This window comes from Massilia terrae, from assembly GCF_024753145.1.
In the GTDB taxonomy this organism is placed as follows: Bacteria; Pseudomonadota; Gammaproteobacteria; order Burkholderiales; family Burkholderiaceae_D; genus Telluria; species Telluria terrae.
Genome location: NZ_JANUGU010000001.1, coordinates 852,156 through 865,150 on the forward strand (window position 1 = coordinate 852,156; position 12,995 = coordinate 865,150).

The window sequence follows — 12,995 nt, forward strand, 5'->3', positions numbered from 1 at the left end:
TTACCACCACAGGCCGTAGATCGTCGTCAGCACCACGCCGATGATGGCCGAGCCGAGCACGAAGGCGCCGTCGACGCGGAACAGCGAGGCGTCGATATGCAAGGGCTTGAGCGTCTCGCTGCGCTTGGCCTCCGCCATTTTGCTGATCAGTACCATGCCCGCCACCACCACGAAGAACACGATGAACATGCGGTCGAGGAAGGGGATCTCGGCCACGCCGGCGGCGTTGGCCTTGGCGAAGCCGATCGCTTCCAGGAAGGACAGGTCCGTCATCTGCGGCAGGAACTTCAGCACAATCGAGCCGAGCAGGCCGCCAACGGTGGCGAACATGGCCGCGCCCGGCGTGGTTTTCTTCCAGAAGAAGCCCAGCAGGAACATGGCCAGGATGCCGGGCGAGACGAAGCCGGTGTATTCCTGGATGTACTGGAAGCCGCCTTTCTTGTCGATGCCCATCATCGGCGCGATCACCACCGCCAGCAGCATCGACAGCACCACCGCGACGCGGCCGATCCACACCATGCGCTGCTCGTCGGCGGCCGGGTTGAAGGACTTCTTGTAGATGTCCAGCGTGAAGATGGTGGCGATGCTGTTGGCCTTGCCGGCCAGCGAGGCCACCACAGCCGCCGTCAGCGCCGCGAAGGCGATGCCCTTCAGGCCCGATGGCAGCAGGTTCAGCAGGATGGGGTAGGCGCGGTCCGGATTCAGCTCGCCGCCCTGGGACATGGCGCCGCCCAGCGCGCCGGATTTGTCGAGGGCGAAGGCGGCAATGCCTGGCAGCACCACGATTACCGGCATCAGCAATTTCAGGAAGGCCGCGAACAGCAGGCCCTTGCGCGCGGTGGGCAGGTCGGCGCCCAGCGCGCGCTGGGTGATGTACTGGTTGCAGCCCCAGTAGTTCAGGTTGACGATCCACATGCCGCCCAGCAGGACCGACAGGCCGGGCAAGTCCATATAGTTCGGATTGTCGCGCTTGAGGATCATTTCAAAGTGGTCGTGGGCGCGCACATACAGTTCCGAGAAGCCGGCCAGCGCGCCGTGCCTGGCGCCCAGGTTGGCGACCAGGTCGAGCGCCAGCCAGGTGGTGACCAGGCCGCCGATGACCAGGCAGGTCACCTGCACCACGTCGGTGTAGCCGATCACTTTCATGCCGCCCAGCGTGATGATGGCGGCGAACACGGCCAGGAACAGCATGCAGGGCAGCAGGGCGATGCCGGACAGGCTGCTGATGGCCAGCGCGCCCAGGTACAGGATCGAGGTCAGGTTGACCACCACGTACAGGCCGAGCCAGAACAGCGCCATGGTGGTGGCCACCGCCTTGCCGTAGCGTTGCTCGAGGAATTGCGGCATGGTGTAGATGCGGTTCTTCAGGTAGACCGGCATGAAGAAGACGGCGACGATCACCAGGGTGGCGGCCGCCATCAGCTCATACACAGCGATGGCCATGCCGATGCGGTAGCCGGAGCCGCTCATGCCGATGAACTGCTCGGCGGAGATATTGGACGCGATCAGCGAGGCGCCGATGGCCCACCAGGTCAGCGAGCCTTCGGCCAGGAAATAGTCGTGCGAGGCGGAGCCGGAACCGGCTTGCTTGCGGCGGTAGACCCACAGGCCATAGCCAGCCACCAGCAAAAAATAACAGAGGAAGACGATCAGGTCGACAGTCGAGAATGTACTCATGAATTGCTCACGTTGAAAAATTGTCTCAATGCAGGCAACCGTGCGCGCTGCGCCGGGCCCTGTTCTTGACGCGATCAGTCAGGGCCGGCAGCGTTGTGGAACCGGATTTTCGTGCTGACTATGCGTGCGTTGCCGACGGGTGGAGTGGATTAGGCTCGCACACCCGGCGGCTGCGGAGGCATTATTGCCCAATATCGGCGCACGCAAAGGCCATGGAAGGGCCGTTGGAAAGAATCATTCGCCGGGTTGGTGGATTTTGTAACGGCGGCCTGTTATGCCTGCGACTTTTGCCGGCCCATGTCAGTTCTCCTTCGCGATCAGGACGCGGACCTTCTGTCGCTCCAGTGCCGCCTGCAAGGCTGGCGCAATGCCGGCGTCGGTTACCACGGTGCTGATGCGCGACAGCGCGCAAATGCGGTGCAGGCATGTCTGGCCCAGTGTTTTGGCGTCCGCGAGCACGATCACTTCGCGTGCGTGGGCGACCATGCGCTGGTTCAGGCGCGCTTCCGCATCGTCATGGGTGGACAGGCCGAATTCGGGATCGAAGCCGGCGGCGGCCAGGAACAGCTTGTCGAATACATAGGCATCCATGCTCGCTTCGGCGCGCGGTCCCTGGAACGATTGCGAATCGGTGCGCAGCACGCCGCCGGACAGGATGAGTTCCATGTCCGGCACGGACGCCAGTTCATTGGCGATCGGCAGGCTGCTGGTGAAGACGGTCAGCCGCGGCGCCGTCGATGGCTGCGCCAGCGAGCGCGCGAGGTTGAGCGCGAGCTGCAGCGTGCTGGCCCCCGCATCGAGAATCAGCTTGTCGCCCGGCTGCACCAAGTCGGCGGCGCAGTCGGCGATGCGCTGCTTGCGGTCGTGGCGCAGGGCGCGTGCGGGCCGCGGCGTGCGCTGGGTGGGGCTGGCGCCGCCATGCTGGCGCAGCAGCAGCCCGGCCGTCGCCAGCGCTTCCAGGTCGCCGCGGATGGTCCCGGCGGACACGCCCAGGCGCTGCGCCAGATGCTTGACGCGCACCTTCTCCTGCGCGTCCAGGGTTTGCAGGATGCGCTCGCGGCGCAGGCCGGCGTTCAGCACGGCGCCTCCGCGGCGTCGGCATGGCAGGCGGTCACCGTGTGGGCCTGGCGCGCCAGCAGCGCCGCGCCGCGCGCGCCGCCGGCATCGCCGAAGACCGGCGGCAGGATCGGCGGCACGCCAAGGCCGGGAATCAGGTGCGGACGAATCGCGCCCGGCAGGCCGCTGTACAGATGCGGCAGCTGCGACAGGCCGCCGCCCAGCACGATCACATGCGGGTCGTAGGCGAGCACGATGCGCGCCAGCGCCGCGCCCAGCAAGTCGAGGTGCACCTCGAACACCGTCCTGGCCTGGGCGTCGCTGCTGGCGCGCCGCGCCGCCAGTTGTTCGGCGCTGTCGCCCGCACCGCCGCAAATCTGGGCGTGCAGGCCGCGCAGGCCGGTGCCGGAGACATAGCATTCGAGGCAGGCCTCGCGCCCGCAGGCGCAGGGCAGGATCGGCAGGCGGTAGAAGCGCAGCAGGGCCGGGTCGAGCGGCCAGTGGCCCCATTCGCCGGCGGCGCCGTGCAGCCCGCGCACCAGGCGGCCCTCGACGACGTAGCCGGCGCCGGCGCCGGTGCCGAGAATCAGGCCGAAAGCGCTGGGCGCCTGGTCGGCGGCGCCGCCGTGGGCTTCGGACAGGGCGAAGCACTGGCAGTCGTTGCCGAGCGTGACTGGGCGGGCCAGGCGCGCGTGCAGCAGAGGCAGGAGCGTGCGGCCGGTGAGGCAGGGGACGTTGGCGCACAGGTGATAGCCGGTAGCGCTGTCGACGATACCGGGCACACCGACGCCGAGCGGGGCACGGCAGCCCAGCGCGGCATCGGCGTCGAGCACCAGCCCGGCGATGGCGTTCACCAGCGCATGGTAATCGTGCACCGGTGTCGACACGCGCCGGCGGTAGCGTACTTCAAGGCTGGCATCGCAGGCCACCAGTTCGATCTTGGTGCCGCCCAGGTCGATGCCGTAATAGAAGTCAGGCGTTTTCATACGCGTGGATGGTGACGCCTCGCGGTATGGCCGTCCCGGCGGGCGTCCCATAAGCTTGCAGGAAGATTCAGGATCATCATCGTTGACCAGCTCAGAACTTCTGGGTGTACTCCATGTAGAAGAAGCGGTCCGGCATCCCGAAGTTGAGCGGGAAGCTGCGGTTCGAGTTGATGGCCAGCGGCGGCGTCTTGTTGAACGCATTGTTGACCCCGAACTTGATCCGGCTCTTCGGCGCTGGCGTGTAGGCGACGCTGATGTCGTGCAGCGTGTAGGCGGGAATGCGGTTGGCGCTGCCGCCGCCCAGGAAGGGCAGGTATTTTGCCGTCGCCGGGTTGTTGGGATCGCTCTGCGACTGCACCGGGCCCAGGTCATTGCAGACGCTGGCGTAGGCGCTGCCGGTCAGCGTGCAGTTCTCGGTCTGGCTCGAGAAGTAGCGTGCGCCCCAGCGCGCGCTCCAGTTGCCGCGCGCCCAGTCCACGTTGAGGTTCGAACGCAGGCGGTAGTGCGAGCCCGACGACGTGGTGGCCGTGGTGAACACGCCGACCTTGTCCACCGGCGTGGCCGGAGTGTCGATCACTTCGGTGAGGATGGAGTTGTTCAGCTCGATCCCGAACTTGCCCCAGGGCGTGGTCTTCGGCCGGTAGCGCAGGCTGACGTCGACGCCCTTGAAGCGCTCGCCGCCGGGGCCGTTGAGCGCACTGGTGCGCAAATTGGTAACCACGCCATTCGCGTTGCGCTGCAGCCAGCCGTCCGGGCACAGGCGCGGGTCGCCGGGATTCGACAGGCAGTTGAGCACCATCTGGTTCGCGTTGGGTTTGAGGATGCTGTCGCGGAAGATCACGTCCCAGTAATCGACGGTGACATCGAGACCCTTGGCGTAGTGCGGGCTGTACACGAAGCCGAAAGTACGGAAGATGTCGCGCTCCGGGCCGAGCTGCTGGTTGCCGGTGTTCAGCTGCGTTGCCTGGGCTGGAATCGCGGTGCGGGTATCGTAGCCGCCAGCCGGCACGCCGGCCGCCTGGCACTGGGCCTGCTGCGCCGCCGTCAGTTGCGCGTAGCGGTTGCTGGCGACGGTGCCGTTGGTATTGGTGGTGAACGAGCACGGATCGGTCACCGTGATCGCTGAGGTGGCGGTATTCTGGATGATGCCCGACAGGTCGAGGCGATACCCGGTGCTGTAGCTGCCGCGCAGCGCCAGGTCGTCGATCACCTTCCATTTCAAGCCGAACTGCTTGTTGTTGACACTGGCGCCGCTGTCGTACTTCGAATGGCGGAAGGCGACGCTCAGGTCGAGCATCTTGATGAACGGCTTATCCTTCAGCACCGGTACGTAGAACTCGGCATAGGCGTCCTTCGAGCCAAAGCCGCCGTCCGTGTTGCCGCGCGTGCCAGACAGTACGTCGACCTGGTCGTACGCGGCGGAGCGCACCGTGCTGCCATACTCGATGTGCCGTTCGAAGCCGCTGGCGAAGCCGAGCGAGCCGGCCGGCAGTTCGTAAAGGTTCGCCGAGCTCATCTGCACGAAGTAGTCGTGGTCGCGGAAGTCGTTGGTCCAGCCCACCTCGCTCGGGTTCAAGCGGATGTAGTTCAGCATGGCCGGGGTCAGGGTGCCGGCGCCGAGCAGGTTGGCCGGGACGCAGCCGGCGATCACCTGGCCTGGCGTGCCGCACACGATGTTGCCGTTGGCATCCTTGAAGGACGGGCCGAGGGCATTGGTCAGGCGGCTGCTGCTGACCTCGTTCAGGCGGTTGGCATGCTGGCGGGTCGCGCCATATTCCATTCCCGCTTCCCAGTCGAAGTTGCGGTTGGCGAAGCTGAAGTCGCCCGACAGGACCGGCGAGATCGCCGTGGTCTTGGTGTTGGCGACCCGCGTCGCTGCGCCAAGTTCGGTGCCGGCACGCTGGATGCGGCCGACCGGCACGCCGAACGGGTTGTAGTAGCTGTTCGGCGAAATGAAGATGCCGGTGCCGTTGGCCAGGCCGCCCGGGCCGAGGTTCAGGTCATTCGGCGCGGCATCGGAATTGGCGTCGACGTCCATGAACTGCGCGGTCACACGCAGTTTCATGTGATCGGTGAAGCGGTAGGACAGGTCGCCCACGACCGACTTTTGTAGCAGGGGAACCAGCAGGCTGTTGAAGACCTGGTTGTTGTAGCTGTCCGTTGGCCGGTTATAGGTGCGCCAGTTGTTACCGGCCGCGCCAAGCGCCGGATTGTAGGGGGTGTCGTAGGTGATGAAGTTGTTCTTGTTGCCGGTCGGATCGGCCAGGGTACCCGCAGCGCAGCCGCCGGACGCCAGCAGCGCGCCCTTGCACAGCTGGAAGCGGCCGGCCGGCGTGTTGTCGGTGTTGTTGGTGTAGCCCGAGCCCGCTGGCGAACGCTGCCGCGTGAGCGCGTAATCGCTGTTGTGGAGGCCGTCGCCATCGTTGAATTGCAGGGAAATCATCGACGAGAAGCGCTCGCCGCTGTGGCCGGCCGTCAGTTCCACCTTCTTCTGGGCGCCGCCGCCGTGCTGGTAGTCGCCATAGTAGGCGCGCGCCTCGACGCCGTCGAAATGGTCCTTCAGCACCACGTTGATCAGGCCGACCATCGCGTCGGCGCCGTACAGCACCGAGCCGCCATCCTTGAGCACGTCGATGCGCTGAACCGATGCCAGCGGAATTGAACTGAGGTCGACCGAACCGTTCAGGTCCGAGCTGCCGACCCAGCGATGGCCGTTGACCAGCACCAGGGTGCGGCCGAAGCCGATGCCGCGCAGGTTGGCAAAGGAGTTCTGGTCGGCGCCGGCGGTGCGGTTCCGGGCGTCGCCCGACACCGCGAGCGTTTGCAGCACTTCATCCAGCGAGGTCGCGCCGGTCGCCTCGATCTGCACGCGCGTGATGGTCTGGATCGGCACCGACGATTCCATGTCGACGCCCTTGATCTTCGAGCCGGTGATCTCGACCCGCTCGACGGGCGGAGCGGCCTCTTGTGCGAAAGCAGGGATGCCATGCAGGACAGCGAGGACGGCCAGGGCGATGGGTTTGGTGCGGAACATGGCAATCCCGCTGCGTGGGTTCTTCATTACGGTCTCCATTAAGGACATTCTTATCCGATGGAGGTAACGATACCATAAGACTGGCTGGTAGCGTTAACCGTCATGATGATCTTTTGTATTTTTTTTGCACGAGCGCGACGCCCGCCTGCGGCGCCGGCCCCGGCAACTAAATTCCTTCCGGGACCGTGCTTCCGATAAAATATAAATATCGTTAACGGGACTGGCACGAAACAGGATGAAGAAAGCAGGCGTTACACTGGTTGACGTGGCAAAACTGGCGGGCGTCTCGGTCATGAGCGCGTCGCGCACGATGAGCGGCGAAGGCTATGTGTCGGAAGAGACCAGGGCCAAGGTGCAGGCCGCGGCCAAGCAGCTCGGCTACGCGCCCAACGCCGCCGCGCGCCTGATGAAGGGCGGCAAGACCAACGTCATCGGCGTGGTCGTGAACGACCTGACCTCGTCGGTGGTCAATTGCTTTGTCACGGCCCTCAGCGAAGAAGTGCGCAAGGTCGGCATGGACCTGTTCATCTATAACTCGCTGGGCGACATGGGCAGCGGCAATGGCGCGCGTATCAGCCAGATGCTGCATGGGCTGTGGGACGGACTGGTCTATGTGCTGCCGCGCATGACCGACGACTACCTGGAAACGCTGGAGAAAAGCAGCAGCCCCATCGTCCTGATCAACTATTTCCGTCACGAGACCACTTTGCCGGTCGTACGTGGCGATAACGTCAACGGCGCGCACGACGCGGTGCGGCACCTGGTCGACCTCGGCCACCGCCGCATCGGCTTCGTGCGCGGCAATGCCTACACGGGCCAGAGCGACTTGCGCGAGCGCGGCTATATGTCGGCGCTGTCCGATGCCGGCATCGAGCTCGATCCGGCACTGGTCTACCAGGGCGACTTCAGCCAGCAGTCCGGCTTCGATGGAGCGCGCGAGCTCCTGGCGCTGGACGCGCCGCCCACCGCGATTTTCGCCGCCAATGACGGCATGGCGCTCGGGGTGTTGAATGCCATCCGCGAGAAGAACTTGCGGATTCCGGAAGATATCTCCGTGATCGGTTTCGACGATATCCCGACCGCAGCCATGACCCAGCCGCCCTTGACCACCTTGCGCCATCCGTTCGGGGAGATGGCGCAGGCCGCCGTGCAGGAGCTGACACGGCGGATCCAGGGCCAGCCCGGGCGCCGCCAGCGCATCGAATTCCCGAGCGAATTCATCATCCGTGCGTCGACCGGACCGGCGCCTGCGTGCAGCACTTCCAGGCGCAGCCGGCGGCAGCGCGCCTAGTTTTTCTCGACACTCGAACGCTCGCGATCGCGATCCGGAGCTTGCCATTTCCGCTTTTCGCATGATAACGTTCCCATATTGCGATACGGAGACGGCGAATGGGAATGCAATCTGCGAAAAAAAATTGGTGGCTTGCTTGTGTCCTGGCTGGCAGCCTGGTGCCGGCGGCGGCGCTGGCCGGCGACGAGTTCGATGCCATGCGCGAACGCTGGCAAGTCAAGCTGGTGGGTACGGCGGCGCAGGACCGCGGCGACTCCAGCGTGGCGCAGCAATTGCTGTCGCAGTCCGATGCGGCCCAGCGCGCCTTGGACGGCATGGCCCGCGATCCGGACGCCAAGGCCTTGTGGAAGGACCTGGCCCGCTTCGATGATCCTTACCCGATCAAGGCATCGGCCGCCGTCACCGCGAACGCCGCGCGCCTGGAGCAGATGGCGCGCGCCTTTGCCGCGCCCGGCACGCCGTCCTGGCACGATGCCCGCCTTGGCGCCGGGCTGGCGGTCGGGCTCGATTGGCTGGTGCGCCACTACTACACCGCCGGCCGCCACGAGTTCGGCAACTGGTGGGACTGGCAGATCGGCACGCCGCTGCTGCTGCTCAATGTGCTGACCCTGGCCGACGAGGCCGTGCCCGCCGAGCTGCGCCGGCGTACGCTGGAGGCGGTCAACTGGCACGTGCCGGATGCCCGCTACAAGACGCTCGCCGATGGCAAGGTGGACCGGAAGTGGGCCGAGGAGGGCGCCAACCTGCTGGACAAGTCCTTGGTGATGGTCCTGAGCGGCATGCTGGGCAAGGATGGCGAGCGTATCGCGGCAGGGCGCGACGGGCTGGCCCTGACGCTCGATTACGCCACCAGTGGCAACGGCTTCTACCGCGACGGTTCCTTTATCCAGCATGGCCACGTCGCCTACAACGGTGGCTACGGCGCGGTGGCGCTGGCCGACTATGCACGCTTGCTGTATATCCTGGGCGATTCCGAATGGGCCTTGCGCGATCCGCGTGCGCCACGCATCTTCCAGTGGGCGCTCGAAGGCTTCGCCGCGCCGATCATCGACGGCGCCATGCCGGACGCCTTGCGCGGCCGCGGCGTATCCCGGCACGGCCAAACCGACCACAAGGTGGGGCGCGGCATGGCGGCGTCGCTCGCCGTGATCGCGGATCAGGCGCCGCCGGAACAGCGCGCCGCCCTGCGCGCCGCCATCAAGGGCTGGATGCAGCGCGACCGCACGTTCGGCGCGAACTATCTGGGGGGAGCGGACGGCAAGGAGGTCGGCCTGTACGAGCGCGGTCTGTTGCAGCAGATCGCGGCCGACCCCGCCACACGGGCTGCAGCCGAGGAGGAGGGCGCCCGCATCTACGCCTCGATGGACCGTGCCATCCTGCGCGGCCGCGGCTTTGCGGCCGTACTGAGCATGAGCTCGCCGCGCATTTCTTCTTTCGAGGCCGGCAATAGCGAAAACCTGCATCCCTGGTGGAGCGGCATGGGGGTGCTGCAGCTGTACGGCCCCGACCAGGCGCAGTTCGATGGCAATTACTGGGCGACCATCGATCTCCAGCGCCTGCCGGGCACCACCACCGATCATTCGGGCCAGGGCCGGCCGGTCGAGTGGAAGAAATACCCTAATTCCGACACCTGGGTCGGCGGCGCAGCGCTGGGCAAGTACGCGGCACTGGGCATGGTGTTCTCGTTGCGCGACGTGACCGGCTCTGATCTGCATGGACGCAAGGCCTGGTTCCAGCTCGGCGACCGCGTTCTTGCGCTGGGCTCGGGTATCGGCGGCGGGCAGGGGCAGGTCGAGACCATCGTGGAAAACCGCCGTCTGGCGGATCCGGCCGGCGCGCGCCTGCTGGTCAATGGCCAGCCGCTGGGCAACGGCAGCGTGGCAAGCGCGCGTTGGGCGCATCTGCAGGACGACAAGGCCGGCAGCAGCATCGGCTACGTGTTCCCCCAAGCCATGCCGGTCCGCGCCGAACGTTCCGAACGCAGCGGCAGCTGGCGCGACATCAATGGTTTGTCGGGTCCGGCGGGCGTGGTTCGCGACAGCTACCAGGTGCTGGGCATTCCGCAGGGCAGCCCGCGCTACGCCTACCTGCTGCTGCCGAACGCCAGCGTCGAAGCGACGCGCGCCGCCGCCGGCGATCCGGGCCTGCGCATCGAAGCCAATGACGAACATGCCGCGGCCGTGTCCGAGCCCGGCGAGGGCGTGTATGCCGCCGACTTGTGGCAGGCCGGCAGCGCGCCGCGCGGCGGCCGTGACTATGTCTGGAGTTCGGCGCCGGCAGCCGTGGTGGCCAGCGTGGCCGCGGGCCGCCTGCGGCTGGCGATCGCCGAGCCGACCCAGGGCGAGAAAGTGCTGGAAGTGCGGCTCGCGCAGCCGGTGGCCCACGTGGTCAAGCTTGGCGCCGGAGTGACGGTCCTCGCAACGGCGCCGCAACTGCGGCTACGCATCGACACCGCCGGCGCCGCCGGTGCGAGTTTCAACGCCGAATTCATCCTGCCCTAACCATCAACTGAAGAGATATCGTGAATCTTCCCCACCGTTTCAGTTCCTCGCTTCGCTCCGCGCTGCTGTGCTGCGGCATGGCTGCGACTGCCCCCGCCCTGGCGCAAGACGTCGCCAAGGCCCAGCATGGCGCCATCGGCATTGTCGAGGACAACAAACCGGCCCCGCACACCAGCCATCCCGATGCACAGTGGTTCCCGCAGGCCGGCTTCGGCATGTTCATCCACTGGGGCCTGACCAGCGTGTTCGATACGCGCGACCAACGGGTCGGCGACCTGTCCTGGGCCATGATCGTCGGCGCCTGGAAGAACAAGTCCTTCACCGATCCCAAGGAGCAGGCGCGCATCATCCGCGAGGCCGACTGGAACTTCGACGGCAAGCCACCGTCGATCACGCCCAACAAGTACTGGGAAGTTGCCAAGGACTTCAATCCCCAGCACTATGATCCGGAAAAATGGATGGCCGCGGCCCAGGCCGCCGGCATGCAGTACGTGGTGCTGACCACCCGGCACCATGACGGCTTCGCGCTGTGGCCCAGCGCCTACGGCGGATTCAATACCAAAAACTATATGGGTGGGCGCGATCTGGTGCGGCCTTTTGTCGATGCGGCCCGCAAGTATGGCCTCAAGGTCGGGCTTTACTATTCGCCGCCGAACTGGCATTTCGACCGCGACTACATGAACTTCATGTATTACGGCACGGCGCGCATGAATCCCTGGCTTCCGGAACTGGACGCCGACCTCAAGCCGCGCACCGTGTTCAAGACAAACGAAGAGAAGGCCAGGCACCTGGCCGAGTACAACGCCGTGGTCAAGGGCCAGGTCGAGGAACTGCTCACGCGTTACGGGAAGATCGATATGTTGTGGTTCGACGGCGCGATTCCCGCGCCCGAGGGCGACGCTCCGCGCTTGACGCAGGCGCGGGTGCGCGAGCTGCAGCCGGGCATCGTGCTGTCGCCGCGCTACTTTCATGATGGCGACTTCGCCACTTTCGAAGGCCCGGTATTGAAGACCGGCAAGGTCTCGCGCGGGCAATGGGCCGAATGGTGCACGACCTGGACCCAGGGCTGGAGTTACACCAAAACGCCGTTCTACTCGGCCGGCTTCGAACTCGCCAACCTTGCGCTTGCCCGCTCGCTGAACATCAACCTGTTGCTAAATGTCGGTCCCGACGCGAATGGCGAGCTGGCCCCGGAGGCCTACACCAAACTGGCCGAGGTGGCCGCGTGGATGAAACTGAACCGCGCCGCTGTGCAAGCCGCTGCGCTGCCGGAAAGCGAAAAGGCTTCGGTGCCGGCCACGGCGTCCGGCCGCCAGCGCTTCCTGTTCGCGGTGCCTGCGTTCACGAAAAAGGAGCGGGCGTTTGACGAGGACTTGATTGCGCCAAGCGACACGGATCTGGTGCTGCAAGGCCTGGCGGCCGCGCCCGCCACAGTGACCCTGCTTGGCGACGGCAAGCCAGTGCAGAGCGAGTTCGCGAACGGCAAGCTCACCGTGCGCCTGCCGGCTGCGCGCCGCACCAGGCTGCCTGACGTAGTGGCGGTGCAGCTGCGCTAATCAGCTGCCGCGGAAGACGATGGTCTTGTTGCCGTCCACGAAAACGCGGCGCTCGATGTGGAACTTGACCGCGGCGGCGAGTGCCAGGCACTCGTTGTCGCGGCCCACGCGCACCAGTTGCTCGGGCTTGTAGTTGTGGTCGACGCGTGCCACCACCTGCTCGATGATCGGACCTTCGTCCAGGTCAGGCGTGGCGTAGTGGGCCGTCGCGCCGATCAGCTTGACGCCACGGTCGTAGGCCTGGTGGTAAGGCTTGGCGCCTTTGAAACCGGGCAGGAAGGAGTGGTGGATGTTGATGCAGCGTCCCGCCAGCGTGCGTGACAGCTCGTCCGACAGGATCTGCATGTAGCGCGCCAGGACCACCAGTTCGGAGCCGGTTTCGTCGAGGATTTCGAGCAGGCGCTCTTCCTGTCGCCGCTTGCTCTCCGTGTCCACCGGCAGGTGCACGAAGCGGATGCCCTCACGCTCGACCATCGGGCGCAGGTCCTGGTGGTTCGACACCACCGCCGTGACCGCCATGTTCAGTTCACCGTTGCGGCGGCGGTACAGCAGGTCGTCCAGGCAGTGGTCGGTCTTCGACACCATGATCACCGTCCGCACCGGCTCGGCGGGATCGTAGATCGCCCACTCCATCTCCAGGCGGCCAGCCACTTCGGTCTGGAATTGCGCGCGAATGAGGTCGACGCCCATGTCGGCGGACATCGGCCGGAACACGGCGCGCATGAAAAAGCGCTGCGTCGAATCGTCGTCAAACTGCTCCAGCGCGCAGATATAGCAATCGCGCTGTGCGAGAAAACCGGACACCGCCGCGACGATGCCGATGGCGGCTTTGCAGCTGGCGGTGAGGATGTACTGTTTTTGCGAAGGGTAAAGCGGGTCGGTGGTGCTCATGCT

At 65.8% G+C, this 12,995-nt stretch carries 8 protein-coding genes; 3 read left to right on the forward strand and 5 right to left on the reverse strand.

The window, feature by feature from the left end:
- The 4 genes from NX778_RS03770 to NX778_RS03785 all read right to left on the reverse strand — a co-directional run bounded on the left by NX778_RS03770 (position 1) and on the right by NX778_RS03785 (position 6,780).
- Positions 1-1,677 (reverse strand): sodium:solute symporter family transporter, encoded by a 1,677-nt coding sequence (locus tag NX778_RS03770; RefSeq protein WP_258810334.1) that lies wholly within the window; start codon positions 1,675-1,677, stop codon positions 1-3.
- 300 nt (positions 1,678-1,977) lie between these two features.
- Positions 1,978-2,757, reverse strand: a complete 780-nt coding sequence (locus NX778_RS03775) for a DeoR/GlpR family DNA-binding transcription regulator (protein ID WP_258810335.1) — start codon at positions 2,755-2,757, stop codon at positions 1,978-1,980.
- A complete protein-coding gene (locus tag NX778_RS03780; RefSeq protein WP_258810336.1) occupies positions 2,751-3,719 on the reverse strand; it encodes an ROK family protein in 969 nt (322 codons plus the stop codon). Before NX778_RS03780 ends, NX778_RS03775 begins: the two co-directional genes overlap by 7 nt.
- 91 nt (positions 3,720-3,810) lie before the next feature.
- Entirely contained in the window at positions 3,811-6,780 is a 2,970-nt protein-coding gene (locus NX778_RS03785) for a TonB-dependent receptor domain-containing protein (protein ID WP_258810337.1), read from the reverse strand.
- A gap of 208 nt (positions 6,781-6,988) precedes the next feature.
- Between NX778_RS03785 and NX778_RS03790 the strand changes: the two genes are divergently transcribed.
- The 3 genes from NX778_RS03790 to NX778_RS03800 all read left to right on the forward strand — a co-directional run bounded on the left by NX778_RS03790 (position 6,989) and on the right by NX778_RS03800 (position 12,101).
- Complete coding sequence (locus tag NX778_RS03790; protein ID WP_258810338.1) at positions 6,989-8,044, forward strand: LacI family DNA-binding transcriptional regulator; 1,056 nt, start codon at positions 6,989-6,991, stop codon at positions 8,042-8,044.
- A 104-nt stretch (positions 8,045-8,148) separates the two neighbouring features.
- Positions 8,149-10,545 (forward strand): polysaccharide lyase 8 family protein, encoded by a 2,397-nt coding sequence (locus NX778_RS03795; RefSeq protein ID WP_258810339.1) that lies wholly within the window; start codon positions 8,149-8,151, stop codon positions 10,543-10,545.
- A 20-nt stretch (positions 10,546-10,565) separates the two neighbouring features.
- Positions 10,566-12,101: an alpha-L-fucosidase gene (locus tag NX778_RS03800; protein ID WP_258810340.1), complete on the forward strand. Its 1,536-nt coding sequence runs from the start codon at positions 10,566-10,568 to the stop codon at positions 12,099-12,101.
- Here the strand turns inward: NX778_RS03800 and purU are convergent, their stop codons facing one another.
- Positions 12,102-12,992 carry a formyltetrahydrofolate deformylase gene (gene purU, locus NX778_RS03805; RefSeq protein ID WP_258810341.1) on the reverse strand — a complete coding sequence of 297 codons (891 nt, stop codon included), beginning with the start codon at positions 12,990-12,992 and terminating at the stop codon, positions 12,102-12,104.
- Between the last annotated feature and the right edge of the window lie 3 nt (positions 12,993-12,995).

What these genes read in the sequence shown, in the direction of transcription:
- NX778_RS03770 (WP_258810334.1), bottom strand. Translation starts at nt 1,677, where the DNA reads ATGAGTACATTCTCGACTGTCGACCTGATCGTCTTCCTCTGTTATTTT.
- NX778_RS03795 (WP_258810339.1), top strand. Translation starts at nt 8,149, where the DNA reads ATGCAATCTGCGAAAAAAAATTGGTGGCTTGCTTGTGTCCTGGCTGGC.
- NX778_RS03790 (WP_258810338.1), top strand. Translation starts at nt 6,989, where the DNA reads ATGAAGAAAGCAGGCGTTACACTGGTTGACGTGGCAAAACTGGCGGGC.
- purU (WP_258810341.1), bottom strand. Translation starts at nt 12,992, where the DNA reads ATGAGCACCACCGACCCGCTTTACCCTTCGCAAAAACAGTACATCCTC.
- NX778_RS03785 (WP_258810337.1), bottom strand. Translation starts at nt 6,780, where the DNA reads ATGAAGAACCCACGCAGCGGGATTGCCATGTTCCGCACCAAACCCATC.
- NX778_RS03780 (WP_258810336.1), bottom strand. Translation starts at nt 3,719, where the DNA reads ATGAAAACGCCTGACTTCTATTACGGCATCGACCTGGGCGGCACCAAG.